The sequence below is a fragment of the Corynebacterium sp. UMB8791 genome (assembly GCF_054166365.1).
The window spans coordinates 94,670-120,405 of the sequence record NZ_JBSZCG010000103.1 but is presented as its reverse complement, the minus strand read 5'-3'; the positions used below and the strand labels follow the sequence as shown (position 1 = coordinate 120,405).

At 60.6% G+C, this 25,736-nt stretch carries 30 protein-coding genes; 11 read left to right on the top strand and 19 right to left on the bottom strand.

Translation table 11 applies throughout. The features are described from left to right. Positions 1-6 precede the first annotated feature (6 nt). The 8 genes from rpsK to ACXIUA_RS03370 all read right to left on the bottom strand — a co-directional run bounded on the left by rpsK (position 7) and on the right by ACXIUA_RS03370 (position 5,667). Complete coding sequence (rpsK, locus tag ACXIUA_RS03405) at positions 7-411, bottom strand: 30S ribosomal protein S11 (protein ID WP_070363064.1); 405 nt, start codon at positions 409-411, stop codon at positions 7-9. Between the two features lie 3 nt (positions 412-414). Next, positions 415-783: a 30S ribosomal protein S13 gene (rpsM, locus tag ACXIUA_RS03400; protein WP_070477572.1), complete on the bottom strand. Its 369-nt coding sequence runs from the start codon at positions 781-783 to the stop codon at positions 415-417. A 179-nt stretch (positions 784-962) separates the two neighbouring features. Beyond that, positions 963-1,181, bottom strand: a complete 219-nt coding sequence (gene infA, locus ACXIUA_RS03395) for a translation initiation factor IF-1 (protein WP_018017508.1) — start codon at positions 1,179-1,181, stop codon at positions 963-965. A 196-nt stretch (positions 1,182-1,377) separates the two neighbouring features. After that, the gene (locus tag ACXIUA_RS03390; protein ID WP_070363066.1) at positions 1,378-2,151 is read right to left on the bottom strand and encodes a L,D-transpeptidase; all 774 of its coding nucleotides are present in this window, start codon (positions 2,149-2,151) and stop codon (positions 1,378-1,380) included. A 14-nt stretch (positions 2,152-2,165) separates the two neighbouring features. Continuing rightward, entirely contained in the window at positions 2,166-2,963 is a 798-nt protein-coding gene (map, locus tag ACXIUA_RS03385; RefSeq protein ID WP_457976171.1) for a type I methionyl aminopeptidase, read from the bottom strand. 92 nt (positions 2,964-3,055) lie between these two features. Then, positions 3,056-3,601, bottom strand: a complete 546-nt coding sequence (locus ACXIUA_RS03380; RefSeq protein WP_256000512.1) for an adenylate kinase — start codon at positions 3,599-3,601, stop codon at positions 3,056-3,058. Next, positions 3,601-4,929 carry a preprotein translocase subunit SecY gene (gene secY / locus ACXIUA_RS03375; RefSeq protein ID WP_070477568.1) on the bottom strand — a complete coding sequence of 443 codons (1,329 nt, stop codon included), beginning with the start codon at positions 4,927-4,929 and terminating at the stop codon, positions 3,601-3,603. The genes ACXIUA_RS03380 and secY overlap by 1 nt, the downstream gene beginning before the upstream one ends. A gap of 123 nt (positions 4,930-5,052) precedes the next feature. Beyond that, entirely contained in the window at positions 5,053-5,667 is a 615-nt protein-coding gene (locus ACXIUA_RS03370; protein WP_457976115.1) for a hypothetical protein, read from the bottom strand. Positions 5,668-5,789: 122 nt separating this feature from the next. On the opposite strand from ACXIUA_RS03370, the gene ACXIUA_RS03365 reads away from it, so the two are divergent. The 7 genes from ACXIUA_RS03365 to ACXIUA_RS03335 all read left to right on the top strand — a co-directional run bounded on the left by ACXIUA_RS03365 (position 5,790) and on the right by ACXIUA_RS03335 (position 11,858). Next, positions 5,790-6,992, top strand: a complete 1,203-nt coding sequence (locus ACXIUA_RS03365) for an amidohydrolase (RefSeq protein WP_457976114.1) — start codon at positions 5,790-5,792, stop codon at positions 6,990-6,992. A gap of 22 nt (positions 6,993-7,014) precedes the next feature. Further along, on the top strand, positions 7,015-8,220 hold the full coding sequence (locus ACXIUA_RS03360) for a DUF418 domain-containing protein (protein WP_457976113.1): 1,206 nt from the start codon (positions 7,015-7,017) through the stop codon (positions 8,218-8,220). After that, positions 8,217-8,663 (top strand): GNAT family N-acetyltransferase, encoded by a 447-nt coding sequence (locus tag ACXIUA_RS03355; RefSeq protein ID WP_457976112.1) that lies wholly within the window; start codon positions 8,217-8,219, stop codon positions 8,661-8,663. The genes ACXIUA_RS03360 and ACXIUA_RS03355 overlap by 4 nt, the downstream gene beginning before the upstream one ends. Positions 8,664-8,739: 76 nt before the next feature. Next, complete coding sequence (locus ACXIUA_RS03350) at positions 8,740-9,741, top strand: ABC transporter substrate-binding protein (protein WP_457976111.1); 1,002 nt, start codon at positions 8,740-8,742, stop codon at positions 9,739-9,741. Between the two features lie 2 nt (positions 9,742-9,743). Beyond that, complete coding sequence (locus ACXIUA_RS03345; RefSeq protein WP_070476970.1) at positions 9,744-10,727, top strand: FecCD family ABC transporter permease; 984 nt, start codon at positions 9,744-9,746, stop codon at positions 10,725-10,727. Then, a complete protein-coding gene (locus ACXIUA_RS03340) occupies positions 10,727-11,497 on the top strand; it encodes an ABC transporter ATP-binding protein (protein WP_070362887.1) in 771 nt (256 codons plus the stop codon). Before ACXIUA_RS03345 ends, ACXIUA_RS03340 begins: the two co-directional genes overlap by 1 nt. Before the next feature lie 31 nt (positions 11,498-11,528). Then, complete coding sequence (locus tag ACXIUA_RS03335; RefSeq protein WP_070362888.1) at positions 11,529-11,858, top strand: ArsR/SmtB family transcription factor; 330 nt, start codon at positions 11,529-11,531, stop codon at positions 11,856-11,858. Here the strand turns inward: ACXIUA_RS03335 and ACXIUA_RS03330 are convergent, their stop codons facing one another. From ACXIUA_RS03330 to ACXIUA_RS03295, 8 genes are all read right to left on the bottom strand, one after another. Next, positions 11,859-12,737: an urease accessory protein UreD gene (locus tag ACXIUA_RS03330; protein WP_070476968.1), complete on the bottom strand. Its 879-nt coding sequence runs from the start codon at positions 12,735-12,737 to the stop codon at positions 11,859-11,861. It lies immediately after the preceding gene. Between the two features lie 4 nt (positions 12,738-12,741). Continuing rightward, positions 12,742-13,362, bottom strand: coding sequence for an urease accessory protein UreG (ureG, locus tag ACXIUA_RS03325; RefSeq protein WP_070362890.1), 621 nt, complete (start codon positions 13,360-13,362; stop codon positions 12,742-12,744). Between the two features lie 22 nt (positions 13,363-13,384). Then, on the bottom strand, positions 13,385-14,101 hold the full coding sequence (locus ACXIUA_RS03320; protein WP_070362891.1) for an urease accessory protein UreF: 717 nt from the start codon (positions 14,099-14,101) through the stop codon (positions 13,385-13,387). Further along, positions 14,082-14,555, bottom strand: coding sequence for an urease accessory protein UreE (locus ACXIUA_RS03315; RefSeq protein WP_070362892.1), 474 nt, complete (start codon positions 14,553-14,555; stop codon positions 14,082-14,084). Before ACXIUA_RS03315 ends, ACXIUA_RS03320 begins: the two co-directional genes overlap by 20 nt. A gap of 99 nt (positions 14,556-14,654) precedes the next feature. Continuing rightward, positions 14,655-16,367, bottom strand: coding sequence for an urease subunit alpha (gene ureC, locus ACXIUA_RS03310; RefSeq protein ID WP_070362893.1), 1,713 nt, complete (start codon positions 16,365-16,367; stop codon positions 14,655-14,657). Positions 16,368-16,400: 33 nt separating this feature from the next. Next, the gene (locus ACXIUA_RS03305; RefSeq protein ID WP_252931478.1) at positions 16,401-16,709 is read right to left on the bottom strand and encodes an urease subunit beta; all 309 of its coding nucleotides are present in this window, start codon (positions 16,707-16,709) and stop codon (positions 16,401-16,403) included. A 13-nt stretch (positions 16,710-16,722) separates the two neighbouring features. Next, positions 16,723-17,025: an urease subunit gamma gene (locus tag ACXIUA_RS03300; RefSeq protein WP_070362895.1), complete on the bottom strand. Its 303-nt coding sequence runs from the start codon at positions 17,023-17,025 to the stop codon at positions 16,723-16,725. 133 nt (positions 17,026-17,158) lie between these two features. After that, complete coding sequence (locus tag ACXIUA_RS03295; RefSeq protein ID WP_457976110.1) at positions 17,159-18,334, bottom strand: DMT family transporter; 1,176 nt, start codon at positions 18,332-18,334, stop codon at positions 17,159-17,161. A 480-nt stretch (positions 18,335-18,814) separates the two neighbouring features. On the opposite strand from ACXIUA_RS03295, the gene ACXIUA_RS03290 reads away from it, so the two are divergent. Continuing rightward, positions 18,815-19,744, top strand: coding sequence for a cation diffusion facilitator family transporter (locus ACXIUA_RS03290; RefSeq protein WP_457976109.1), 930 nt, complete (start codon positions 18,815-18,817; stop codon positions 19,742-19,744). Here the strand turns inward: ACXIUA_RS03290 and ACXIUA_RS03285 are convergent. Then, entirely contained in the window at positions 19,741-20,106 is a 366-nt protein-coding gene (locus tag ACXIUA_RS03285) for a hypothetical protein (RefSeq protein WP_252931476.1), read from the bottom strand. The two genes, ACXIUA_RS03290 and ACXIUA_RS03285, sit on opposite strands and share 4 nt — an antisense overlap. 54 nt (positions 20,107-20,160) lie before the next feature. On the opposite strand from ACXIUA_RS03285, the gene ACXIUA_RS03280 reads away from it, so the two are divergent. Genes ACXIUA_RS03280 through ACXIUA_RS03270 form a run of 3 tightly spaced genes read left to right on the top strand, consistent with a single transcriptional unit; the run spans position 20,161 to position 23,977 of the window. Further along, on the top strand, positions 20,161-21,612 hold the full coding sequence (locus tag ACXIUA_RS03280; RefSeq protein WP_457976108.1) for an SLC13 family permease: 1,452 nt from the start codon (positions 20,161-20,163) through the stop codon (positions 21,610-21,612). Continuing rightward, the gene (locus ACXIUA_RS03275; RefSeq protein WP_457976107.1) at positions 21,613-23,523 is read left to right on the top strand and encodes a sensor histidine kinase; all 1,911 of its coding nucleotides are present in this window, start codon (positions 21,613-21,615) and stop codon (positions 23,521-23,523) included. Then, the gene (locus ACXIUA_RS03270; RefSeq protein WP_457976106.1) at positions 23,498-23,977 is read left to right on the top strand and encodes a response regulator; all 480 of its coding nucleotides are present in this window, start codon (positions 23,498-23,500) and stop codon (positions 23,975-23,977) included. Before ACXIUA_RS03275 ends, ACXIUA_RS03270 begins: the two co-directional genes overlap by 26 nt. 5 nt (positions 23,978-23,982) lie before the next feature. On the opposite strand, the gene ACXIUA_RS03265 is transcribed toward ACXIUA_RS03270, so the two are convergent. Then, a complete protein-coding gene (locus tag ACXIUA_RS03265; protein ID WP_457976105.1) occupies positions 23,983-24,765 on the bottom strand; it encodes an ABC transporter ATP-binding protein in 783 nt (260 codons plus the stop codon). Between the two features lie 4 nt (positions 24,766-24,769). Beyond that, positions 24,770-25,714, bottom strand: a complete 945-nt coding sequence (locus tag ACXIUA_RS03260) for a FecCD family ABC transporter permease (protein ID WP_256042089.1) — start codon at positions 25,712-25,714, stop codon at positions 24,770-24,772. Between the last annotated feature and the right edge of the window lie 22 nt (positions 25,715-25,736).

Below are 25,736 nucleotides of genomic sequence, written 5' to 3'. Positions count from 1 at the left end.
TCTGCCTTAAACGCGACGACGCTTCGCCGGACGGCAGCCGTTGAACGGCTGTGGGGTCACGTCAGAGATCGAGGACACCTCCAGGCCAGCAGCCTGGAGCGAACGGATTGCGGTCTCACGGCCGGAGCCTGGACCCTTGACGAAAACGTCAACCTTCTTCATACCGTGGTCCATCGCCTTGCGAGCAGCGTTCTCAGCTGCCATCTGAGCAGCGAACGGCGTGGACTTGCGGGATCCCTTGAAGCCAACGTGGCCGGAGGAAGCCCAGGAGATAACAGCACCGGTCTGATCCGTGATCGAGACGATGGTGTTGTTAAAGGTCGACTTGATGTATGCGTGGCCAGCAGCCACGTTCTTCTTTACGATGCGACGGCCACCACGGCGCGCACCGGAACGAGTCTTAGGAGGCATGGATTACTTCTTCTTTCCTGCGATGGTCTTCTTCGGGCCCTTACGAGTGCGAGCGTTCGTCTTGGTGCGCTGCCCGCGAACAGGCAGGCCACGACGGTGACGAAGGCCCTGGTAGGAGCCGATTTCAATCTTGCGGCGGATGTCTGCCTGCACCTCACGACGCAGGTCGCCCTCTACGGTGTAGGAGGACTCGATTGCGTCACGCAGTGCGGACAGCTGATCGTCGCTCAGGTTGTCCGTACGCAGGTCTGGAGAAATGCCCGTCTTCTCGAGCAGCTCCTTGGCGCGGGTTGCGCCGATGCCATAAATGTAAGTAAGTGCGATCTCCATGCGCTTATTGCGCGGAAGATCAACACCAGCTAGACGTGCCATGTGGAACGTACCTTTCGGGTTGTTACGGCGGTTTTCTCCCTATCCGCCCACGCCAACCGACTCTTTATCCGGACCGTACCGGAGGATGGGCCGTGATACACGTGGCTTTGGCCACCGTAGCCAAAGGTAAGCGACGCGCAGCAACGCCACGCGTCTGGGTAAGGAGGCTTCAAACGAAATTACTTGTAGCGGTACGTAATACGCCCACGGTCCAGGTCATATGGAGACAGCTCCACGATGACCCGGTCTTCAGGAAGGATGCGGATGTAGTGCTGGCGCATCTTGCCACTGATGTGAGCAAGGACCTCATGCCCGTTGTCGAGCTCGACACGGAACATAGCATTCTTCAAAGGTTCGACGATGCGACCCTCTACCTCAATGGCGCCTTCTTTTGCCATACACTCCACTTCCTATAGCTCACGGAACACAGCGATCCTCATTGATGCGCAATGTTTCCGCTGGTAGCTGACGTAAAACATACTTGTACTACGTGGTGCATAAACACCAGTGGTCAACTATATCCCTTCACCAGCGCAAACACAAGCCCACCTGCGAAGCTAAGTCCGCAGGTGGGCGTCGAAAAGAATGGAGCAGCTAGAAGACGAAGACCTTGTCCCCGATAGCGAGATCCTGGAAGTAGCGCTGGGCGTCCGCGCGGTACATGCGAACGCAGCCGTGCGAGAGAATCGACGGATCCCCCTGGTGGAACGCGATACCGTTGTTGGTGAAGTACGTCGCGTACGGCATCGGCGCATTGCCAAACTCCCACGAGATCTCATCCTTCACCTTGCGGTTGACGTAGAACGTACCCTTCGGCGTATCAAGTCCAGGCCTGCCCGGACCGATCAGGTCAGCCGTGTAGTACATCTGGCCGTTATTCTGCAGCCAGGAACGGCGTCCGCCGGTGTCCACACACACCTTCGCATCCTTCGGACATGGGCCGTAATCGAACGCGGGTTGTGCAGGTGGCGCCGGGCGTGCAGCTGGTTTCGGCGCTGGCTTCGGAGTCTTCTCGGCGATCAGGCCTGGGTAGAAGCGTTCGACAGTAGCATCGATGCTGGCCTTCGCTTGGGCTGGCAGGTCCTTGTTGATTGCCGCCAATCCGTCGGCCTGCGCGCGCAGCGAGTTGCGGGTTTGCCATGCTCGCTCACGTGCGTCGGGCGTACTGGAGCCGATGCTGGAGAGCTGAGACTGCGTCTGCTCAAGCAGGGCACCCAGTCCACCATTCGAAGACATCGCTGGCATCTGCTGCGCCTCCGCCATCGCTGGCTGGGCAAGCAGGGAGGCGGCGACGCCAATTCCAACACTCAAACCGGCAAGCTTGCGGCTCAGTTGGGATGGCTTCGCATGTCGAGGTTGATAACGCATGTGGGCAGTATAGCTTACTTCGCTTCGCGGACAGTGAGGATGCGCGGCCCGTCAGCCGTGGCGGCGACCGTGTGCTCCCAGTGCGATGCCGGGGCGCCGTCGATGGAAACGACCGTCCAGTCGTCACCGAGCACCTCCGTGTCGATCTCCCCGCCGAGGATCAGCATCGGCTCAATCGCCAACACCGACCCCTCCTGGATCACAGGGCCGCGTCCGGGTTTTCCCTCGTTGGCAAGGTATGGATCCTCGTGCATCGTGCGTCCGATCGCGTGGCCGCCGTACCCGTCCACAATGCCGAGCTCCACTCCGAACTTCTCCTCTGCTGCATACGTCGCGCGTTCGAGTGCATGCGACACGTCGGTCAACCGGTTGCCCGGCACCATCGCTTTCAGCCCCTCGTACAGCACCCATTCAGTTGCCCGGTTCAACTTTTCGACGTCCGCTTCGAGCTCACCCACACCGAACGTCCACGCAGAATCCCCTACCCAACCATGCAAGGTCGCGCCACAGTCGATAGAGACCAGGTCTCCCTCGCGGAGCACAGTCTCATTGTTCGGGATTCCGTGCACGACTACCTCGTTGACTGATGCACAGATCGAGCCCGGAAACCCCTGGTACCCCAAAAACGTGGGCGTGGCCCCGTGATCACGGATAACAGCCTCCGCGACCTTGTCTAAGTCAAGCGTCGACTTGCCGGGGGCGGCCGCCGCCCGCACCTCCTGCAGCGCCAAACCGACGATTCGGCCTGCCTTCTCCATCGCGTCGAGCTGCTCAGGTGTCTTTGCGACAATCTTGCGCTTCCGGAACCCCATCATTCGCTTCCTTCCTAGAGTTACTGCGTAAAAGGGCCGGTAGGCACTCGTCGAGTCCCTACCGGCCCTTGCGCCTATATAGACGCTGTATGTTACTTCTTCAGCTGCGCCATCGCGCGCTCGTTGATTTCATCAACGTCACCAACAGCGTCGATGGAGATGATCTCGTCGCCGTAGTGATCAATCAGCGGCGCGGTTTCTTCGCGGTAAACCTTGAGGCGGGTGCGGATCGTTTCCTCATTGTCGTCCGCGCGGCCACGGGCGAGCATGCGCTCGACCACCACGTCTTCGTCGACAACAAAGTTGAGCACGCCGTCCAGCTTCAGGCCCTGCTTACTCAGCAGCTCCTTCAGGATCTCTGCTTGCTCAACGGTGCGCGGGAAACCGTCGAGCAGGAAGCCGTTCGCAGCATCTTCCTGGCTGAGTCGGTCTTCCACCATGCGTGCGGTGACATCGGTCGGCACAAGCTTGCCAGCATCGATGTAGCTTTTCGCTTCGACACCAAGCGGGGTGCCCTGGCCGATGTTCGCACGGAACAGGTCACCGGTGGAGATGTGCGGAACGCCGAGCTTCTCGGAGAGAATGGCTGCCTGAGTGCCTTTGCCAGCGCCGGGAGGGCCAAGTAGTACAAGTCGCATTATCGCAACAGTCCTTCGTAGTTGGATTGGAGAAGTTGGGATTCAATTTGCTTGACCGTAGTCAATGCTACGGACACCATAATCAGGATAGCCGTACCGCCGAACGCACTCATGCCACCGCGGCCAGCGCCGCCAATGCCGGCGTCGAGCGCCAGGTTCGGCAGGATCGCGATGAGTGCAAGGTAGAGCGCGCCAACGAACAGGAGGCGGTTCATCACGAACGCGAGGTACTCGGCGGTTGGGCGACCCGGACGAATGCCTGGGATGAAGCCACCGTACTTCTTCATATTCTCTGCCTGGTCGACCGGGTCATACTGGATAGAGACGTAGAAGTAGGAGAAGAAGATGATCATGGCGAAGTACGCCAGGATGTACTGCCAGGAGCCTGGGTTCTGCAGCCACGCCATAACGTTGTTCATCCACCAGTTGTCCGGCGGAGTCGTGTTGTTCATGGTCACGATCTGCGTGATTAAGACAGGGACGTACATCAGTGAGGAGGCGAAAATCACAGGAATAACGCCAGCCTGGTTGACCTTGAGCGGCAGGTACGTAGAGGAACCGCCGTACTGACGGCGCCCAACCATGCGCTTCGCGTACTGCACCGGAATGCGGCGCTGGCCCTGCTCGATGAAGATGATGCCAACGACCAACGCAATGATCGCCGCAACGACCATGGCGAAGGTAACCGCGCCGGAGTTCTTCAGGATGTAGGCACCCTCGGACGGAAGCTTCGTCGCAATACCAGCGAAGATCAGCAGGGACATACCATTGCCGACGCCCTTTTCAGTGATGATCTCGCCGAGCCACATAATCAGGACTGCACCCGACGTCATGACGATGATCATCATGATGAGCGTCCAGATGTTGCGGTCCTCAATAAGCACCGGAATCCCCTGGCCGAGCAGCTGCTCACGGTCGGCCAGCGCCACAATACCTGCGGACTGCAGCAGCGCCAGCGCAACCGTGAGGTAACGCGTGTACTGCGTCATCTTGGTTTGGCCCGACTGCCCTTCCTTCTTCAGTTCTTCGAACTTCGGGATCACCACGGTCAGCAGCTGCACGATAATCGACGCCGTAATGTACGGCATGATGCCAATCGCGAAGATGGACAACTGCAGCAACGCACCACCAGAGAACAGCCCGATGATGGAGAACATCGTGGCGTTGTCACCCTGAGCGACTTCCTCCAGACGGGAGTTAATCAACGCGTAGTCGACACCAGGCGTCGGAATCTGGGCACCAATGCGGTACAGAATCATCAACGCAAGGGTAATCAGAATCTTCTTCCGAAGATCCGGGTCCTTGAACGCTTGCAATATAGCGGACACAAAGCCTCCTGGCTCCTGCAGCACTCACGCAGGAGATAGTGGACAGTACGGTTGCCAAAAGTGCACGTCACAACCACCGTAGCGGGCTGACGGGACACTCCAGACAGGATTGACCCCACTACTCTACCAGTTAGCAGGCCAAACCCCCGATTCGGCCAGCACCCCCGCGAGGGTTTCCAACTTTCGATTGAAAATCACTACATTCGAAAATAGGTAATTGGTATTACATTTATTCACGACTTTTCTGTAGAAAATCCTCGCATTCGAAGGGACAGCGATGAGCACAGCACCTACACCAACGCCGACTCCCGTCAGTCGGCGTAAATTTCTCCAATGGTCAGGCCTCGTAGGCGGCGCGGCCGTAGCGACGACGGCCGTCTCTGGCACGCTCCTGCGCGGCACCCCAGGTGTCGGCGCCGCCGAAGCCGCGGAAGGCTCCAGCACCGACTCGAAGTTCGTCTGGTCGGCCTGCACCGTCCCCCGAGTGAGCGCTTGGTTCGAGGCCTCCGGAATCCGCGGGGCGTCGTGGAAGGAACCGGGCACGCGGTGCAGCACGTAGTCGGTCCAAGGTTTTCCGGCGAGTAGCTTCGAAGCGGCGTCGCTACGCCAGACATAGTTTGGGTCGACGTTGCCCTCGTACTCCGAGCGCACCTGCGCTATTGCCGGTGGCGCGAGCCCCACCCCTGCGACCGCGATTCCAACCCCAGCAACGAGCGCACACACTCGGCGAAGCAACATAGGCACCCTTCCACTCCGACCACAGACGTTTCTTGAGTACACAATGCCACCTTTTGCCCTAATTTGCCCCATCGGCACGGCAGCCAGCACAAAAGGTGTGAGTGCGGAACTATGCTCAAGCCATGCGCCTAGAAGAAAAGTTCACGCCGTTCCTACAAAGCCTGGAAGCTCACCGCGGTGAGCTAGAGAATTTGTACAAGTGGTTCCACCAGAACCCCGAACTGTCCATGCAGGAGTTTGCTACCTCCGCTCGCATTCAGGAGGAGCTGGAGGCGCTCGGCGTCGAGGTGGTGCCCGTCGGCACAACGGGGCTCGTGGGCGTCGTACGAAACGGCGACGGCCCAACTGTCGGTTTCCGCGCCGACTTTGACGCCCTCCCAATCAAGGAAGAAACGGGGCTTGAGTACTCGGCTTCCCCGGAGCTGGGCATCATGCACGCCTGCGGCCACGACATGCACACGACCGCACTGTTGGGTGCGGTTCGCCTGCTGCAGGAAAATACCGACGCGTGGAGCGGCACCTTCCTTGCCATCTTCCAGCCTGGTGAGGAGACCGGCGCTGGCGCCCAGGACATGGCCGACGCGGGGCTAGCCACGAAGGTACCTACCCCCGAGGTAGTGCTTGGCCAGCACGTGGGACCGATGCTGCCGAACTACGGCCTCGGCGCACTACCAGGGCCAGTATTCGCTGCGGCCGAACAGACGAAGGTCACCATTTTCGGGCAGGGTGCCCACGGCTCGCAACCGCACAACGGCATCGACCCGGTGGTGATCGCGGCAAGCATTATCACTCGGCTGCAAACGATCGTTGCACGCGAAGTGGACCCGCAGGACATGGCCGTAGTCACGGTTGGCGCGGTCCACGCGGGCAACTCGGCGAACACAATTGCCGCGACGGCCGAGATTTCCGTTTCCACGCGCGCGTTTACCTCCGAGCTTTCGGAGAAGCTCAACGCCTCCATCAAGCGGATCGTTCGCGCAGAGTGCGAGGCCGCTGGCACGCCAAAGCCGCCCGCGTTCGAGCGCATCGGTGGTGCACCGGAGTTCCACAACGACGAGGCGACGGCCGACACTGTCATGACCGCGTTCCGGAAGAACTTCGACGAGGTGGGCGACTTCGGCAGGCTTTCCGGCTCCGAGGACTTCCCCACGATTGGCAACGCGTTCGGCGCCCCGTACTTCTACTGGTTCTTGGGCAGTGTCAAAGATATCGACGGCGCCCCTTCGAACCACTCGCCGTACTTCGCCCCTGACCTGCAGCCGGTGCTTGACCGCAGTATCCAGGCCATCTTGGTCTCTACGTCTCCGTGGTTGATGCGAGGGTAGGCCTGCCGTACGCTTTCGTTGCATGCGTACCGTAGAGCAACAGCAACGTACACGGCTCGTCGTCCCGGATATCGCGCGGGGTTTGGCGCTGCTCGGCATCGCCGTAGCCAACGCGATTTCGTACTGGCTCACTCCTTTAAGTACTACCGTGACAGGCGAGCACCCAGGCACGGTGGCTGACCAAGCCGCGACGGTCTTCGCGGCGATGTTCGTGCACGTCCGTGGCCTGCCGATGTTCTCAACGCTCCTCGGCTTCGGCTTCGGTCTGGTCGCGGCGAGTTTGGCTCGCAAAGGGTATCCGGCAGGTGCTGCCCGGCGCGTGCTGGCGAAGCGCTACGGGATGCTCGCGCTCTTTGGCCTGGCACACATGTGGCTGCTGTTTAGCGGCGACATCATGTTGACCTACGGGCTTATTGGTGTGCTGATGGCGCTGTTCCTGCGCGTGCGCTCGGGGGTGCTCTACGTCATTGCTGGCATCATTCTGGGACTGTCGTGCATTGTGTACTCGCTGGTTGCGGTGTTTTTCTATGGAACACCCCTAGAACTTGCTACGCCGGCGCCGGATGCTAGCTCCTTTGCCACGTACTTTGCTGGGAACCAAGAGTTCGCGATCTACATGTTTTTCTCGCAGCCCCTCGTTGTGATCCAGCTGGGCGCGCTTTCCCTGATTGGTTTTGTGTGGGCGCGTGACGGCGTGCTCACTGACGTGAATGAGCACGCGCGGACGCTGTGGATTTGGGTAGCGGTGGCCGTCGCTGTCGTTGTTGCGATCGGCATCCCACTTGGGCTTGCACAGCTGGGTATCCTGCCTGCGTCGACAGCGGCATTTTGGTCAATTTTGAACCAGAGCTTCGGGATGCTCACCGGACCGGGCATCCTGGCTGCGTTCGCGCTGGCAACGCAGCACTGGAACCAGCAGCCACCGCGCTGGACGATGCCGATGATCGCCCTGGGGAAGCGCTCCATGTCCGGCTACCTTCTGCAGACGTTCGTGTTGCTTCCGACCGCGGTACTGATCGGCTACTCGTGGCTGCCGGGTCTCGGGGAGCTCCGCCCAATATTGCTCGGGACCGCGGTGTGGCTGCTGTCGGTGGCGCTCGCCGCCCTGCTTGAGCGCATGGGCAAGCAGGGCCCGTTCGAGTCGCTGCACCGCCGCCTCTCATACAGCCCGACGCGCCGCATCGAACCATACTCAGATCCTGCGAGCGGAAAGGCCCTCCCGCAATGAGCGCACACCGAATCCAAGTAGCACCGCTTTCGGAGCTCACCTCGCTCAAGGCGTTCGAACTATTCAAGCTCCGCGTCGACGTCTTCGTCGCCGAGCAGCACTGCCCGTACCGGGAGCTCGACGACCAGGACGCGCATCCGGACACGCTGCACCTGCTCGCGTGGAACGGTGCGGTGTTGGAGGGCTGCGCCCGCGTCTTTCCCACCGCAACGGGTTCCCAGTTTGGCCGTTTCGTCGTCGCCCCGGCCGCTCGCGGCACAGGCCTGGGCGCGCAGATCGCGCGAACGGGCATCCAGCTCACCGAGCGCTGGCCGGGCGACCTCATCGTCGAGGCACAGTCTGGCCTGGTCCCCTACTACGAGCAGTTCGGCCTTGTCGCCGAGGGCGAGGAGTTCCTTGACACTGGAGTTCCGTATCGTGTGATGCGTCTTCGTCGCTCATAAATATTTTTCTAGCTTTTCCTAAGGTTTCGCGCTAGTCTCATTCTGTCAGATCATTGATTGTTTGAAAGGAAGCTCCATGCGCGCAATCTCTGCAGCTCTTGGTTCTGTTCTCGTCGCAGGGCTGGCTCTGACCGGCTGCAGCTCCACGGATGAGCAAACCCCACAGGCACAGTCCGACTCCGCCATCACCATCGATAACTGTGGCACCGAGGTCACCGTTCAGGGACCGGTCCAGCGTGCGACCACGCTCGAGCAGGGCGCAACGGACACCCTGCTGTTGCTCGGCGCCAAGGATCAGATTGCAGGCTACGGCCACCAGAAGGACCTGCCACCAGCTGGCTTCTCCCTCGACGGTCTGAAGGAAGTCAGTCCGTCGGTGCCGAACTCGGAGCAGCTGCGTGACGCGGACACGGACTTCATCTTCTCCCCGTTCGAGCTGAACTGGCGCGCTGACGCCGCAGGTACCCGCGAGGAGTGGGCAAAGCTGGGCATCGCCACCTTCAACCCGAACAGTGAGTGCCCGTCCTACGGCGACAACAAGGGCAAGGACTCCTTCCAGCTGATCGCGAAGGACCTCGAGGACCTGGGCAAGCTCTTCGGCCGCGAAGAAGAGGCGAAGAAGCTCATCGAGAAGCAGAACTCCGAGCTGGAGAACGCGAAGCAGGCGCCTGAGGGCACCACGTTCATGCTGCTCTACTCCTCTGTTGGCGGTTCCCCGTACGTCGCTGGCGGCCCGTCGATCGTGACCAACATGGGTGAGCGCACCGGCATGACCAACGTCTTCGCCAACCTGGATGAAGAGTGGCCACAGGTGTCGTGGGAGGCTGTCGCTGAGGCTGACCCGGACGTGATTATCCTCGCGGACCTGCCTGGCCGCGGCGAGCCTGGCGACAAGTGGGAGGAGAAGGTCGCTGACCTCGAAGCCACCCCTGGCACCAAGGAGATGAAGGCAGTCAAAAACAACATGTACATTGTGGTTCCTGGCGTCGCTACCTCGGCTTCCGCTCGTTCCTACGAAGTTGTGCAGAACATCTCCAAGGCAATTGACGACGGCCTCTTCGACGGAGCAACCAAGTAGCTGTGAAGAAAACCGTCACTGTTTCAGCCATCGCGTTAGTACTGCTGGTACTCGCGATGGTTTGTTCTATTCCGATTGGCTCAAGCTCCCTGAGCTTTACTGAGCTGCGCGGCATTTTCGATCCGGCCTACCCGGCACCTTCCCCACTGCGCATGTCCATCCTGACGGAGCTTCGCATCCCGCGCATCCTGATGGCTGCGATGGTGGGCGGCATCCTCGCGGTGTCCGGCGTGGCGATGCAGGCCATCACACATAATGACCTGGCCGAGCCGTACCTGCTGGGTATTTCCTCGGGCGCGTCAACAGGTGCCGTGGTGGCGATCCTGTTTTCCACCTGGCAGTACGGCATCATCGCCGGTGCTGCGGTGGGCGCACTCGTGTCCTTCGGCATGTTGATGCTGCTGCTGCGCAACAGCGCTGCCGATGCCGCGCGTGTGGTGCTCACCGGTGTGCTGATTGGGTTCCTGTTCCAGTCGCTGACCTCGCTGATTGTCACCGCGTCCGGTAACGCTGAGTCGACCCGCGGCATCATGTTCTGGCTGCTTGGCGTGCTTAGCGCCGCGCGCTGGTACACCGTGATTGCGGTGTTCATCGTCGGCACCATCGGCACGGTGGCGTTGTGGATGATGTCACGCTACCTGGATGCGCTCTCCCTCGGTGATGCGACCGCGTCCACGATGGGGATTCCCGTTGTGGCGCTGCGCTACGCGGTGCTGGTTGCGGTGTCGCTGATGACGGCGGCCACGGTCGCGTCCGTCGGCGCGATCGGGTTTGTGGGCTTGATTGTTCCGCACGCCGTGCGCATGATTTCCGGGCCGCGGCACGCCAGCTTGATCCCGATTTCCGCGGTGGTCGGCGCGATCACCCTCGTAGTTGCCGACGCCATCGCCCGCGCGCTGTTCGCCCCGCAGGAACTGCCTGTCGGCGTGATCACCGCGCTCATCGGTGTCCCGGCATTCTTCTTGATCCTGCGGAGGAAGCACTGATGTTAGAAGTCAAGAACCTCGAAACGGGCTTCCCAGGCACGACTATCCTGAGCGGCATCTCGTTTGAGCTCGACGCCCCGTCGGTCATTGGGCTCGTGGGCCCGAACGGCTGCGGCAAATCGACGTTGCTCAAATCCATCGCCGGGGTGCACCCATTCACTGGCGATGTGCTCTTCGACGGCAAACCGCTCCGCGACTACCCTCGCACCGAGCGCGTCCACGTACTGTCCTACGTTGCGCAGCACTCTGGCGACAAGATTCCACTGACCGTGCGCGAGGTGATCCAGCTGGGCCGCAGCGCCGGCCGTGGACCGTTCGCGCAAGCCCAGCCGGAGGACGAGGAGATTATCCTTCACGCCCTGCGTCACGCGGACCTCGAGGGCATCGTGGACCAGAAGATGTCGGAGCTCTCCGGCGGCCAGATCCAACGCGCCATGGTTGCGCGCGCGATGGCGCAGCGTTCAAAGGTGATGCTGCTGGACGAGCCGACAAACCACCTCGACCTGCATCACCAGTACAAGCTGATGAACATGCTTCGCCACCTGTCCCGTGAACACAACACGGTGATTGTGCTGGCGATTCATGACCTGGCGCTCGCCGCGCGCTACTGCGATCGCCTCCTGCTGCTGCACGATAAGCAGCTCAAGGGCAACGGCGCGCCAGACGATGTGCTTACTCCGGCGGTCCTTGAGAATGTTTTCGGTGTGAGCGGTAACCTAGACCGAGATAGCCAGGACATCCCGGTGCTGCATATTTCCCATCCGGTGTAGTGAATTTTAGGATTCCAGAAAGGTTTCAGTAGTGGCTCAGTCAGTAGATTTCCCCCATTGGACCGGGATTTTCAAGATCCTCGGGGACCAGACCCGGTTGACGCTGCTTGCTGCGATTCACCACGCCGGCCAGCACAAGCTGACCGTGACCGAGCTCGCGGAGGTCACCGAGCTTCGTATCGCAACCGCGTCCGCCGCGCTACGCGCGATGGAGAACAACGGCACGGTGTCCTCGAAACGAGACGGCCGCAGCATCTATTACGCCATCGCGGACAATGACATCCACGAGCTGTTGCACTGGATAGGTGCGGGCCATGCCCACGAACATGGACATGGCCCGGATTCGGCCGATAGCAAGTAACTAGTACTGGCGCAGGTCGATCGGCCCCTGGCCGCGCGTCTCGGCGCGAACGACGTTCGCCGCAGCCTTGATGATGCGCATCAGGTCCTCCGTCCAGTCAGCAACACCGCGAAGCACAAAGCCAGGAACTTCGGTCTCTGTGACCGAAGCGCTCGCAGTGCCCTTGCCCTCCAGGGAGTTGCGCACTGCATCCCGGACCTTCTCCAGCAGCTCCGGCGTCATGTTCGGGTCGATGCAGATCGCCGTTGCGAAGTGGGTGTGCTGCCCCAGGAAGGACTCCTTCACGTCGTTGAAGAGTTCCTTCGTCGGCTCGATGCGCACGTTGTCCACGACGGCCAGCTTGCCGTCGACACGAACGACGTTACGCAGGTGCGCCTGCTCGTACAGGAACTGGCGACCATCCGGCGACCAGCCCGGCGTGACGATGTCCGACATGAACAGCTGCGACTCCGCGTCCATGTTGACGGTAATTTGCTGGCGGAAGTCCGCCTCCCGGTACAGGATCAGCTGATCCGGGATGTACTCCATCACGGCGTTGCCGTGCAGGGTGAACTCCACGTTCTGTACAACGTAGTCGTCCGGGGTGCGGTACACCTTCGCCGCGGACTGGTCAGTCAAAAGCACGGACGCGTCCGGCTCTACTTCGACTTCCATCCGGTACACGTCCCCACCAACGTATCCCCCACCGGGGTTCGCGATGGTGTAGTAGACCTGCCCGGAATCATCCAGGTAGTGCGGGCGGATGATCTTGAACGCACCCTCGTGGTACTGCCGTTTCGCTACGGACTTGGTACCGCCAATGCCGATACCAAGCTCCAGTACACCAGTTTCCTCATGCGGCGGTTCGTGAGTGAAGACCGCGCTTGACTCGCCCCACATCAAGCTACGCCTTGGTGTCGAGATCTTGCATAAGCACATCTCGACGAATCCACTCGATGACCTGGTCAAGGCCCTCGTCGGTCTTGAGGTTGGTCAGCACGAACGGCTTGTCACCGCGGAACTTCTTCGAGTCGTCGGCCATGACCTGCAGGTCCGCGCCAACGTACGGAGCGAGGTCCGTCTTGTTAATCACGAACAGGTCGGACTTGATCATGCCCTGGCCTGCCTTGCGCGGAATCTTCTCGCCCTGCGCAACGTCGATGATGTAAATCGAGAAGTCGACGAGCTCCGGGGAGAACGTCGCGGACAGGTTGTCACCGCCGGACTCCATGAACACCAGCTCCAGGTCCGGGTGCCGGTTCAGAAGCTCCTCGTAGGCGGCCTCGTTCATCGAGGTGTCTTCGCGAATAGCGGTGTGCGGGCAGCCACCGGTCTCAACACCAATGATGCGGTCCTCCGGCAGCACGCCGTCGCGAGCCAGGATGCGGGCATCCTCGGTGGTGTAAATGTCGTTGGTAATCGCGGCCATGGAGATCTCTCCCTCCAGGGCGCGCGTAATACGCTCAATGAGCTGCGTCTTGCCGGAGCCGACAGGGCCACCGACGCCAATCTTGATTACTGACATACTTCTATCTTCCTTCCAAGTTTTAAGACATAAACATTCGCGAGTGCAGGAACTCGTGTTCCATCTGCGCAATTTCCATATCCGGCGCCGCCACACCCAAGTCGTGGATCGTGTGCTCCATGGTCACCGCGGCGTAACGCGACACCCAGTCATACACGCCAACCAGCAGACGCTGGCCCGCGTCCTGGCCGAGCGGGATCGCGCGGATCGCGTTCTGCACCATCGAGGTCGCAAGCTGCATGAGGTACGCCTCGACAGCGGTGTACTCCTCCACGCCAGCCGCGCCGAGCACCAGCCCGAACGCAATGCCGGGGTTGCCCTTGTACTCACGGACCGCAAGCCCGCGGTCGTACTCGGTGACGAGCGCATCGTTGGCGTCGACAATCTTGGCAACCTTCGACATGCGCCGACCCATCGACTGCATCGCGGCGCGCAGCTCCTTCGGCGTCTGCGTCGCATGCACCAGGGCATCGAGCTCAGCGAGCTTTTCGACGCGCTCCGCCTCCGACAGGCCAGACTGCTGCAGCTCGATGGCGAACCTGGCCGCCAGGGCGTCATTAAACGTGGCCTGGTACAGGTAGCCGCGCAGCCACGTCGCGAACGTGTCGGCGTCGCGGATGACGTCACGCTGCAGGTACGTTTCCATGCCCGCGGAGTGCGCAAAGCCACCAGTTGGCAGGGCGGAGTCGGTGAGGTGCCAGACGACGAGCTGGCTGCGATTAGTGGGTGTGCTCTGCATGACGGAACGCCTTTGGCATCACGTATTCACCGCGGTGGTAGGACACACCGGTGTGCTGGATATGGTGCTCGACGGTGTGGTCGTACCGCACAACCATAACGTCCTTGTCGAATGCATTCTCGCCTGCGGCGAAGAACTGTGCCTGGAGGTGGCGGTTACCGAGCGCGTGCGCAACCTCGAGCGCCTCGCGGATCGTTGCAGGTTCGATCACCAGGACATCGGAAGCCGCGATTTTCGCGACGATCAGCTTGTCCCCCTCGCGGGCAAGAATGTCACCGTCGACGAACTCACGGAAGTCGTTGTCGAGACGGATGCCGAGCTCGGTGCCTTGCTCGGTGGTCAGGCGCTGAATGCGCTTGACGCGGGATTCGTTGTCGAACACGACGTAGTCGCAGTTCGACGCATCAATACCCTCGGTTGTATTCACGTTGCCGAGAATCTCAGTAACGATCATTTTACGATAAGTACCTTTCAATAGTTTTTGTCGCAGAAAGAGAAAAAGCGAGCGTAGGCAGCGTCTGCTGCCCCCGCTCGCTTCTGCTACACGTCCACCTTAGAACAGGAAGTAGCGCTGTGCCATAGCCAGTTCTTCAGCTGGCTCGGAGTGGATTTCCTCACCGTTGACGGTCAGCACGTAGGTCTCCGGATCGACCTTGATGTCAGGCGTCTCGGAGTTGTACTTCATGTCTGCCTTGGAGAGGTTGCGGATGCCCTTCGCCTCAACAAACCTGCGGTTCGTGTTCAGCTGATCCGGCACGCCGGCCTCGAATGCGGCCGTCGGCAGGAAGGTGACGCTGGTGCGACGAACTGCATCGCCGTATGCCGCGTAGGAGTAACGCATCGTACGTGGCTGTGGCGTCGGAATGGATGCGTTGGAGTCACCCATCTCTGCGCGTGCAACGTAGCCGGACTTGAGCACGAGCAGCGGCTTGACGCCGAAGTGTGCCGGCTCCCAGACCACCAGGTCAGCAAGCTTGCCCTCTTCAACGGAACCGACTGCGTGCGCGATACCGTGAGCGATCGCTGGGTTGATGGTGTACTTGGACACGTAACGCTTGATGCGCTCGTTGTCGTTGCCCTCGGAGTCACCCTCGAGCGGACCACGCTGCTGCTTCATACGGTCAGCGACCTGCCAGGTGCGCAGCACGACCTCGCCGACGCGGCCCATTGCCTGGGAGTCAGAGGAGGTGATGGAGAGGATGCCCATGTCGTGCAGGACGTCCTCCGCCGCGATGGTCTCCTTGCGGATACGGGAGTCTGCGAACGCCACGTCCTCCGGAAGATCCGGGTTCAGGTGGTGGCAGACCATGATCATGTCAAGGTGCTCTTCAAGCGTGTTGTGGGTGTACGGCAGCGTCGGGTTGGTCGACGCTGGCAGCACGTTGGAGTGGCCAGCCAGCTCAATGATGTCCGGCGCGTGACCGCCGCCAGCACCCTCGGTGTGGAAGGTGTGGATGACGCGGCCGTCAATTGCCTTGATGGTGTTGTCCACGAAGCCACCCTCGTTGAGGGTGTCGGTGTGGATCGCGATCTGGACGTCCATCTCGTCCGCGACCTTGAGCGCGTTGTCGATGGTGTTCGCGGTCGCGCCCCAGTCCTCGTGAATCTTCAGGCCGATAGCGCCGGCCTTGATCTGCTCACGCAGCGGGTTGAGCGCGGACGCGTGGCCCTTGCCCAGGAATCCAACGTTGACCGGGAAGTCAACCGAAGCCTCGATCATGTGCTTGATGTTGGTCGCACCAGCGGAGACGGTGGTTGCGTTGGTGGAATCAACCGGGCCAACGCCGCCACCGATGAGCGTGGTGGTGCCGTTGTCCAGCGCAGCCAGGACCTGCTCTGGGGAAATGAAGTGAATGTGGGTATCCACTGCACCAGCGGTGACGATCTTGCCCTCGCCGCCGATGACCTCGGTTGCGACGCCGACAACGATGTCGATGCCGTCCTGGATATCTGGGTTACCTGCACGGCCGATCTTGAGGATCTTGCCGTCCTTGATGCCGATGTCAGCAACGTAGATACCGGTGTAGTCAATAATGATCGGGCCGGTAATGACGAGGTCCGGAATCAGTTCTTCACCAGTAACACGGGAGTTCTGACCCATGCCGTCGCGGATAACCTTGCCGCCACCGAAGTTGACTTCTTCGCCTGGCTTCAGCAGGTTCTTCTCAACGCGTGCGATCAGCGAGGTGTCCGCGAGGCGGACGCCGTCACCGGTGTGTGGGCCGTAAAGCTCGGCGTACTGACGCCTATCCATCTCAAATGCCATTTTGTTCCCTTCCTTAAAGGTTTCGTAATCCGTTTACTTGACTGGGCCGTTGACCTTGCCGTTGAAGCCGTGAACTTCGCGCTTGCCGCCGAAGTCGATCAGCTCAACAGTGCGGGAATCGCCTGGCTCGAGACGGGCTGCGGTGCCCGACGGGATGTCGAGGCGCTTGCCCATCGCAGCTTCACGGTCGAACTCGAGGGCGCTGTTTGCCTCTGCGAAGTGGAAGTGGGAACCGACCTGGATCGGGCGGTCGCCGGTGTTCTTCACCTCAAGCGTGATTGGCTCGCTGCCTTCGTTCAGGATGACCTTGCCTTCAGTGATGAAGTACTCGCCTGGAATCATGGATAGTCTCCTTTTATCGGATTGGGTTGTGGACAGTGACAAGCTTGGTGCCGTCAGGGAAGGTTGCCTCAACCTGAACGTCAGAGATCATCTCTGGAACGCCTTCCATGACATCGTCACGGGTAAGCACCTGGATGCCCTCGGACATCAGCTGCGCTACCGTCTTGCCATCGCGGGCGCCTTCCATGAGGTAATCCGTGATGAGGGCTACCGACTCTGGGTAGTTCAGCTTCACGCCGCGTTCCTTGCGGCGACGTGCCACATCAGCAGCAACCACGATGAGCAGCTTTTCCTGTTCGCGTTGGGTCAGCTTCATTTCTTCTCCTTGCTCGTTGACGATTGATATTCGATTATTTGCCGACGCCCCGTCTGTGCCTTCTGGAACAGACGGGGTTCAGTTTTCACTCATTGTGTGAAATTTTTTCGGTTCGCCCCGAACCTACTCCGAATTAGTGGTGATGGTGATGCTTCTTCGGGTTATCCGAGGCTTCTTCCGGTGAGTGTCCGGGCGCTAATCCCTCTCTGATGAGTTGTTCATCGAGTGAGTGGTCCGGATTCTCATGGTCGGTTTTCATCTTCGATTTTGTAAACATTGAGAACAGTCCGTTCTGGTATGCCACTGTACCCAGAATCAGGAAGATACCGATGATCTGGAGTACCGATGGGATCTCGCCGAACAGCGGAGCTGCAATGATGACGGAGGTCACCGGCGAGAGCAGCAGGATACCTGCGGACAGGGTCGGGTCGAGCCAAACCGTGCCGTACTGGACGAAGGTCCATGCCAGCGCCTGGCCGAGGATAGCCAAGCAGATCAGGTTGAACCAGTTCCAAGTGGTCAGCGCGTCACCGACGGTGTGCTCAGGATCAACCAGCGGGAGCTGGCCGTCGATCAGAACACCGTTCACGAAGTCGAATCCCTTACGCGGGGAGATGAAGAATGCCACGATTGTTGGCGGGACTGCCTGCGCCATCATCGTGTACATCATCGGTTGGACGTACAGGTCCTTACGTGCGGAGGTACCAGCCTTACGGGAGAGGTACAGGTAGAAGGAGTAGCACACGCCCGAGGTCAGGCCGAAGATGGTACCCAGGGTTGCAGTCTTAATGCCGTAGATGGACTCCGGTCCACCAGATGCCTCAGAGGCCTCGAAGACGCCACCGGTCAGCATCACACCGACGGCCATGATCGGGACAAGGATCAGGAAGACCGGCGGAATCTTGTACTTATCAAAGACTGCCGTAAGCATCGGCACGATGATGACCTGCAGGTTCAGCAGAATTGCGGCAATGCCGGCGCCGACATAGAAGATGGAGTAGTTCCAGCACGTGAAGTCCACGCCCAGGAAGAGGCCGGAGGCAATGGAGAGCATGATGCCCTTCTTGCTCAGCGACGCCTTCTTGCGGATTTCCATAACACCGAACGGGATCAACACGAGGCAACCGATCACGACGCGCAGGAAGGCCTGCGTCGCTGGATCCATGTTTGTCGCCTTTACCCACAGCGGGGTGCCGGCAAGGAATGCTGTACCAAGCGCAAGGAACAAAACCGCCTTGCCGTGGCTCACTGGTTTGATTGGCGGACCCTTGATGTCCGCTGCCGCAGTGGCGCTAGAAGTATTTGACATGCCAATCACCATACATTCCTGACAAGAATTCAGAATTCCCTAAGGCTCTATTTGCATAGTTTGCTACGGAATGCATATATAATCCCGCCCCGAGTGTCTTTATGAAAGTTACATTCATGTTTTTATACATTTTGACTACCCCCGATTAGGGGTCACTCAATGCAGTGCAAACGTACTGCATATCTACATACTTCCCAGAATTACCACAGAAATGGGGCCCAAAACATTAAATTTCAAACGTTTGCTTGACATTGTAAGACTCAATTGTTTGTTTGAACAACCCATACTTTCCGTTTCATTTATTTATAAATCAATTATCAAATATTCGCTTGATATTCATTAAGGTACACCGCGGTTTTGATAGACCATTTTCGGGGCGGGCTGGCATCACTCATCACCGACCCTGCCAAGCAAACGTCTTTTGCCCTTCCCCGACTGTTACGATAATGCAGGTCAATTAGGGAAGACGAAAGAACAACCATGCCACTTGCCGAAATAAACACCGAGCGCAAACAGGAGCAGCGCCGCCTCGAACAGTTCATGTGGCTCTCGATTGCCGCGTCAGTCCTTACTATTGCGCTCAAGGTAATCGCAGCTGGAGTGACGGGATCAGTCGGCTTCTTGTCCGACGCCATCGAATCCGTCATTAACCTGATCGCTGCACTCGTGGGCCTGTGGGCACTCAAACTCTCCGCGAAGCCCGCGGATGAGAACCACAACTTCGGCCACGCCAAAGCAGAGTACTTTTCCGCACAGGTGGAAGGCTCCCTCATCTTGGTTGCATCGGTGGCCATTATCTATACGTCGGTACAACGCATCCTGCATCCACAGCCGGTCGAGCAGATCGGCATCGGTTTGGCATTCTCTGTTGCTGCGACTGTATTAAACCTCGTAGTCGGTGTTGCGCTGGTGAAGGCCGGTAAGAAGTACCGTTCGTCAACACTGGATGCCGACGGCCACCACCTCCTTACTGATGTGTGGACCACGGTTGGCGTGATCGTGGGCATCGTGGCGGTCTGGATTACCGGCTGGCAGTTGCTCGACCCGATCATCGCGCTGTGCGTCGGCTTCAACGTCCTGTTCACTGGCTACCGCCTGCTCAAAGGCGCCATTCTTGGGCTGCTCTCGGAAGCGCTACCGCAAGATGAGCTGGAGAAGCTGCACGGCTTCCTTAATAGCTACGTCGCCGAGCACGACGTCGAGTTCACGTCTGTGCGCACGGCTGCGTTTGGGCGGGATCGGCTCATCAGCCTCGTGGTGCAGGTACCCGGCGGCTGGACAGTGGCGTACTCCCACGAACACGCTGACGCCATCGAGGACGGCATCACCGAAGCCATCGGCGAATCGGAAACCATCGTGCACGTGGAGCCCGCGGGGTACCACACGCGCACAGGCCCGCTCTGGGCTTAAGACCCGTCTTCGGTTACGGACGCGTACTGTTCGCTGAGCTTGTCCGCCTCGGTGACGTAGAACATGGCGCGCTGCCCCATGGACTCGTCGCGCTTGTCGGTGCGGGCCTGCAGGTCTTCGATTTCGGACTCGGGAACGCCGATGCCACGCATCTCGTCCGTCTTTGACCAGATGGCAATGATGGCGTCTTCGAAGGCGGGCTCGTCCATCTCGCCTGGATCGGCATCGGGCTCGGCCTCTGCTTCCTGCGAAGCCGGTGCGGCGGGTGTTTGCTCGAATGGGAGGGGCTGGGTGGTGCACGAAGTGGCCGTCGATACGCAGGCGGCGGCGAGTGCTGCGACGAAAAGCTTTGAGTGTTTCATTCTGCTTATTCTAACCACCGAAATTCGCTGGTCATACGATTAAGATACAGAGGTATGGCTGTACAGCATGGAACGATTCCACCACCGGCGCTCCAGCAGCGCACCCCCTCCCTTTCGAAGAAGCAGTGGGCGGGCCTGATTCTTGGCGCCGTGCTCTTCGCGCTCCCCTTCTTTTTCAACATCCCTGGCCTCGAGGCGCCCGGCCAGCGGATGCTTTCTATTTTCCTGTTGGCGATTGTCTTCTGGATCCTCGAGCCGATCCCGCTGACCGCGACCGCGGTGCTAGTGATCTTCCTCGAGGTCACCCTGCTTTCGAAGGGCGCCATCGTTGACCCGACGGGTGGCGTCGAGGCGCTGAAGGAGACGGTGCTGCCGGCGTCCGACTACTTTGCGGCGCTGGCGAACCCGGTGATCATCCTGTTCTTGGGCGGGTTCATGATTGCGCATGGCGCGGAGAAGTTCGGGCTGGACAAGAACCTGGCGGCGATCATGCTTCGGCCGTTCCCGGACAAGGCGCGGCTGACGGTGCTGGGGCTCATGCTGATTACCGCGCTGCTGAGCATGTTTATGTCGAATACGGCGACGACGGCCACGATGTTCGCGGTGGTCATCCCGATTTTGCGCACGCTGCCGCCGGGTAAGGTGCGCGCGGGTGTGGCGCTGTCGATTCCGCTAGCGGCGAACGTGGGCGGCATCGGTACTCCGGTAGGTACGCCGCCGAACGCGATCGCGATTGGTGCGCTGGCAGAATACGGCATCAAGGTGTCCTTCGTGCAGTGGATGCTGCTTGCCGTCCCGTTCATGCTGGTTGTGCTGGTGTTTGCGTGGCTGTTCCTGTGCGTCGCGTTCATCCCTTCGGAGACGCGGATCTCGATTGCAATGGATGCGTCCTGGGATACGTCGTCGAACGCGAAGCTGTTTTACGCCGTCGCGGGGCTGACGATTGCGCTGTGGATGAGCGAGCCACTTCACGGGATCTCCTCGAATATTGTCGGTTTCTTCCCCGTCGTCGCGCTGCTGAGCCTGAAAGTGATGAAGGGCAAGGACGTCCAGGCGCTGGACTGGCCTGTGTTGTGGCTGGTCTCCGGCGGTATTGCGCTGGGCACGGGCGTGGGTGCGACGGGGCTCGATGACTGGTTGGTCGGCTCCGTGAACTGGAAGGTGCTCGGCCCGATGATGATCCTGGCGCTACTGGGCCTGATCGGGTTTGCCATGGCGAACGTCATTTCCCACTCGGCGGCGGCGAACCTGCTGGTGCCACTGGCGGTCTCGCTGGCGATCACGCTGTCCGAGCCGAGCCCGATGCTCATCGCGGTGATTGTGGCGATCGCCTGCTCGCTGGGTATGGCGCTGCCGATCTCCACCCCGCCGAACGCGATTGCGTACGCCACGAAGGAGATCACCATCCCGCAGATGGCGCAGGTCGGCCTGGTGGTGGGCACGATGGCAACGCTGCTGCTGATCTTCGTGATGCCGTCGGTGTGGACGCTGCTGGGGCTGCTGTAGATGATTCCCCACTCGAAAATCGCGGTCATCGGTGCGTCGGAGGCGTCTCGCACCGTCCAGAGCATCGTGCGCGACGCGTTCGGCGACACGCACACGGTGCTCACGTTCCCCTCGCTGACCGACTTACCGCGCACAGAGGACCTCGCGCTCATCACTGTGACGGTGCACGAGCACGGGCTCACCGCTGATCACCCCCTCGTCGCTTTTCTTGACGACGCCCACTACGAGCACACCCGCATCATCGTCCTGACCACCGCCCCCTCGGTGTCGGGCCTGGACCGGCTCAGCGAGCTGGGCAGGTTGGACATGCTGGTGTACACGCCGGAAATCCACGAGGAGGCACTGGCCAGGAACCTGCAGCAGCAGCTCACCCGCTACTGGGCGTCGCGCTACCACGACAGCCCCGAGCTCGCGGCCCAGTACGATCAGCCGGCCGCGCCGGCGCTGGATGTAGAACTGACAAACGAGGAGATTGTCGGGCGCATTATTGATGCAGCCGACCGCCACCTTGGGCGCCAGCCACGCCTGGTGTTTCCTCCCGGGGTGAACCTGACCACGGAGGGCAAGGAGGTTGAGGAGGTCATCTTGACTATCTCGGGCGAGGTGGTGCTGCAGCGCAACACGGACGCTGGCGACATCACGATGCACCGTGGATCGACGGGCCTTGTCATCGGGTTGTTGGCGCTGGCAGGCACGCGCATCGGCTTCTTCACGGCGCGGACCACGACAGAGGTCACCGCGGTGCAGCTGCCGATGGACCAGCTCAACTACCTGCTCGACATCGCCCCCGGCCTGGACCGCATGCTCGCTGTGTTGCTGGTGCGTTCCTACGACCGGCGCCTGCGCCGCTCTGAGAACAGTCAGGTGCACCAGCATGAGATGACCGTGGAGCTCGAGCAAGAGCGGGCGCGGCTGAGCACCGCCCTGCGCAATCTGGAGGAGGCCCGCCGCGAGTTGATGAGCCAGGCCCGGTTCGCCTCGCTCGGCGAGCTGGCCGCGGGGGTGGCGCATGAGCTGAACAACCCGATGGCCGCGATTGAGCGTACGGCGGCGCATCTCGGAGAGGACGTCGATACGCTGCTGGCGTCAAGCCCGAACCGGAAGTGGCGCGAGGGCGTCCTGAAAGCCCTTGAGCAGGCGAAACTAGCTCCCTCGGTGAGTACGAAGGAGGCACGCAGGCTGCGGCGTGAGCTCACGGAGGTCATCGGCGACCGGGCGCTTGCGCAGCGCTGGGTGCTCGCCGGGCTTCACGACGCCGCCTTTGCTAAGCAGGTGGCTCGCTCCCGCAGGCTCGACTTCGAGACCATCGAGCGCGCTGCGGCGATCGGCACTGGGGTGCGCAACCTCTCCACCGCGGCGAGCCGCATCACGGAACTCGTGGCCTCGCTGCGCTCGTACGCGCGCCCTGACGGCGACCCCGTCACCGACGTGAACATCCACGAAGGTATCGACGACACGCTGCGCCTCATCTCGCACCGGCTCGACCACGTCGAGGTCATCCGCGACTATGCGGAGCTGCCCAACATCACGTGCATGCCGGGCCAGCTGGCCCAGGTGTGGACGAACCTGCTGACCAACGCCGCCGAAGCGATGCAGGACACGGGCGTCGGCAGCACAGTCACGATCCGCACGAGTGCGCCCGAGCCGGGCTGGGTGGAAGTCGACATTATCGACGACGGCCCCGGCATCCCCGGCGAGCGCCTCGAGCAGCTCTTCGAACCCCGCTTCACCACGAAGAACGGCCAGGTGCGCTTCGGGATGGGCATCGGCCTGAGTGTGTGCCGAAGCATCATCAATAAGCACCACGGAACTATCACGCTGGAGTCCTCCCCGCGGGGCACCCAAGCCAGCGTTCGCCTACGTATCAACGGACCAAGGAGACACCATGAACCTCACCATTCTGATTCTTGAAGATGAAGCCGAAGTGCGCGCCGCCCTTGAGCGCGACCTCCTCCCCTTCGCGGACGTCGTCCGCCTGGAGGTGGCCTCCAGCGCCGACGAGGCCTGGGAAGTGATCGACGAGCTCAGCGACGACGGCGACCTCCTCGCGCTCGCGCTGTGCGACCACCGCATGCCCGGAACCACCGGCGTGGAGTTTTTGGTGCAGATGGCGCAGGACCCGCGCACCGCAGCGACCCGCAAGGTGCTGGTCACGGGCCAGGCTCAGCTCAAGGACACCGTACACGCGGTCAACGAGGCGAACCTGGACTACTACATCGCTAAGCCGTGGGACGTCGAGGAGCTGCACCAGGTTGTGCGGAACATGCTCACGGACTACGTAGAGGCGCTCGACATTGACCCGCTGCCCTACTTCGAGGTGCTTGACCAGCAGCGGGCGCTGAAGCTTACCCGCCACCGGGACTAGCGGGCCTAGTGGATCGAAGTCGGGGTGTGCTCAGACGGGATCTTCGGGTGGTCGAGGAGGTCGAACCCGAACAGGATCCGGTCCTTGACCCCGGCCAGGATCGCTTCGACGGAGTAGACGTCGCGGAACGTCTGCTTCGTAAACACTTCGGCGGGTGAGCCTTCGGCGTAGATCTGGCCCTCGTGGAGCACGATGATGTGGTCGGCGAAGCGCTCAATCAGGTCGATCTGGTGCAGGGTCACCACCGTCGTGATGTTGCGCTGGACGGTGAGGTCCTTGATCTGGTGCAGGATGCGGTACTGGTTTTCGATGTCGAGGGCGGAAGTGGGCTCGTCGAAAAGGAGAATCTCGGGGCGCTTCACCATCGCCTGCCCGATGAACACTTTCTGGCGCTGCCCGCCGGAGAGGTTGCGGATCGCGACGTCGCGGAGGGGCTGCAGCTCCAGCATGTCCAGCACTTCGTTGACGTCGTCGACGTCTTCCTGCGTGGTGCGGATGCCTAGCTTGGCTACTTTGCCGATCATCACCGTTTCGAAGACCGTGAACGGCAGGTCACCCTCCGTGTGCTGGTTCAGGTAAGAAATGGTGCCAGTGGTTTCGATGTCGCCGGAGATCTTCTTGCCGCGCCCCTGGTTGTGTGAGCGGACAATCGACGTCATCAGCGTGGTCTTGCCCGCGCCGTTGCGTCCCATCAACACGGTGACCTCGCCGGGTTTGGCTTGGAAGCTGATGTTGTTGATGATCTGGCGCTCGCCGTAATCGAACGAGAAGTTCTTGACGCGAATCATGCCGCTACACCGCCCTTTGACGGCGCTGGCTGGTCAGCGCATAGACCAAGAACGGGATGCCGATAATCGAGCTGATGATGCCGATGGGCACCACCACGCCCGGAACGATCAGCTTGGAAAGGATTGAGGAGACAAGCAGGATCATTGCGCCGAGGATGGCGGAGCTTGTCAGGTAGAAACGCTGGTCCTCGGAAACCAGGCGGCGTGCCAAGTGTGGCGCGGCCAGCCCGATGAACCCGATCTTTCCGCAGAAACTTACCGCAAGCGCAGTAAGGATAGAGGCGAGGATCAGGGAAAGGATCTTCACTCGTCCGACGTTGACGCCGAGTGCTTCCGCGCGTGCTTCGCCGAATTTCAGGGCGGTCAGGTTCCAGGCGTTGCGAAGCAGCACCGCGAACACAACGACGAACGTCGAGAGCAGAATCCACGCTTGCGGGTAGGAGGCGCGGGTCAGCCCGCCCATCGTCCAGAAGACGATGTACGACAGGCTCTCCTCGGATGCGCGGTACTGGATCAGAGACAGGAAGGCATCGAAAAGAAAATTCAGCGCGATACCCGCGAGCACCAGTGAGGAGTTACTCATCTCGATATATTTGCCCACCGCGAAGATCACCAGCACAGAGAGCAGTGCGAGCACCAGCGCACCGCCGGTAACAAATACCATCGGCAGCGCCATCACGAACACGATGGCAGCACCAAGGCTTGCCGCCGAGGACACGCCAAGCGTGAACGGGCTGGCAAGCGGGTTATTCAGGATCGTCTGCATCACGGCACCCGCCAACCCCAGACTCATCCCCACCCCAACTGCCATGAGGGCAGCCGGCATGCGCATGCGGAAAAACGCAATGTGCTCAACCGAATCAGGATCTAGCACGGCGGAGAAGTTCGAGAGCTTGATGTTGGCGGGGCCGACGCAAAGATCCACCACGAAAAGGACTACGACCGCCAAAATGGCAAATGCGACCAGTAGT

Excerpts from the sequence above, each read along its gene's own strand:
- rpsK (WP_070363064.1), bottom strand. The coding sequence starts at position 411 with ATGCCTCCTAAGACTCGTTCCGGTGCGCGCCGTGGTGGCCGTCGCATC.
- rpsM (WP_070477572.1), bottom strand. The coding sequence starts at position 783 with ATGGCACGTCTAGCTGGTGTTGATCTTCCGCGCAATAAGCGCATGGAG.
- infA (WP_018017508.1), bottom strand. The coding sequence starts at position 1,181 with ATGGCAAAAGAAGGCGCCATTGAGGTAGAGGGTCGCATCGTCGAACCT.
- ACXIUA_RS03390 (WP_070363066.1), bottom strand. The coding sequence starts at position 2,151 with ATGCGTTATCAACCTCGACATGCGAAGCCATCCCAACTGAGCCGCAAG.
- map (WP_457976171.1), bottom strand. The coding sequence starts at position 2,963 with ATGGGGTTCCGGAAGCGCAAGATTGTCGCAAAGACACCTGAGCAGCTC.
- ACXIUA_RS03380 (WP_256000512.1), bottom strand. The coding sequence starts at position 3,601 with ATGCGACTTGTACTACTTGGCCCTCCCGGCGCTGGCAAAGGCACTCAG.
- ACXIUA_RS03370 (WP_457976115.1), bottom strand. The coding sequence starts at position 5,667 with ATGTTGCTTCGCCGAGTGTGTGCGCTCGTTGCTGGGGTTGGAATCGCG.
- ACXIUA_RS03365 (WP_457976114.1), top strand. The coding sequence starts at position 5,790 with ATGCGCCTAGAAGAAAAGTTCACGCCGTTCCTACAAAGCCTGGAAGCT.
- ACXIUA_RS03360 (WP_457976113.1), top strand. The coding sequence starts at position 7,015 with ATGCGTACCGTAGAGCAACAGCAACGTACACGGCTCGTCGTCCCGGAT.
- ACXIUA_RS03355 (WP_457976112.1), top strand. The coding sequence starts at position 8,217 with ATGAGCGCACACCGAATCCAAGTAGCACCGCTTTCGGAGCTCACCTCG.
- ACXIUA_RS03350 (WP_457976111.1), top strand. The coding sequence starts at position 8,740 with ATGCGCGCAATCTCTGCAGCTCTTGGTTCTGTTCTCGTCGCAGGGCTG.
- ACXIUA_RS03340 (WP_070362887.1), top strand. The coding sequence starts at position 10,727 with ATGTTAGAAGTCAAGAACCTCGAAACGGGCTTCCCAGGCACGACTATC.
- ACXIUA_RS03330 (WP_070476968.1), bottom strand. The coding sequence starts at position 12,737 with ATGTGGGGCGAGTCAAGCGCGGTCTTCACTCACGAACCGCCGCATGAG.
- ureG (WP_070362890.1), bottom strand. The coding sequence starts at position 13,362 with ATGTCAGTAATCAAGATTGGCGTCGGTGGCCCTGTCGGCTCCGGCAAG.
- ACXIUA_RS03320 (WP_070362891.1), bottom strand. The coding sequence starts at position 14,101 with ATGCAGAGCACACCCACTAATCGCAGCCAGCTCGTCGTCTGGCACCTC.
- ACXIUA_RS03315 (WP_070362892.1), bottom strand. The coding sequence starts at position 14,555 with ATGATCGTTACTGAGATTCTCGGCAACGTGAATACAACCGAGGGTATT.
- ureC (WP_070362893.1), bottom strand. The coding sequence starts at position 16,367 with ATGGCATTTGAGATGGATAGGCGTCAGTACGCCGAGCTTTACGGCCCA.
- ACXIUA_RS03305 (WP_252931478.1), bottom strand. The coding sequence starts at position 16,709 with ATGATTCCAGGCGAGTACTTCATCACTGAAGGCAAGGTCATCCTGAAC.
- ACXIUA_RS03300 (WP_070362895.1), bottom strand. The coding sequence starts at position 17,025 with ATGAAGCTGACCCAACGCGAACAGGAAAAGCTGCTCATCGTGGTTGCT.
- ACXIUA_RS03295 (WP_457976110.1), bottom strand. The coding sequence starts at position 18,334 with ATGTCAAATACTTCTAGCGCCACTGCGGCAGCGGACATCAAGGGTCCG.
- ACXIUA_RS03290 (WP_457976109.1), top strand. The coding sequence starts at position 18,815 with ATGCCACTTGCCGAAATAAACACCGAGCGCAAACAGGAGCAGCGCCGC.
- ACXIUA_RS03285 (WP_252931476.1), bottom strand. The coding sequence starts at position 20,106 with ATGAAACACTCAAAGCTTTTCGTCGCAGCACTCGCCGCCGCCTGCGTA.
- ACXIUA_RS03280 (WP_457976108.1), top strand. The coding sequence starts at position 20,161 with ATGGCTGTACAGCATGGAACGATTCCACCACCGGCGCTCCAGCAGCGC.
- ACXIUA_RS03275 (WP_457976107.1), top strand. The coding sequence starts at position 21,613 with ATGATTCCCCACTCGAAAATCGCGGTCATCGGTGCGTCGGAGGCGTCT.
- ACXIUA_RS03270 (WP_457976106.1), top strand. The coding sequence starts at position 23,498 with ATGAACCTCACCATTCTGATTCTTGAAGATGAAGCCGAAGTGCGCGCC.
- ACXIUA_RS03265 (WP_457976105.1), bottom strand. The coding sequence starts at position 24,765 with ATGATTCGCGTCAAGAACTTCTCGTTCGATTACGGCGAGCGCCAGATC.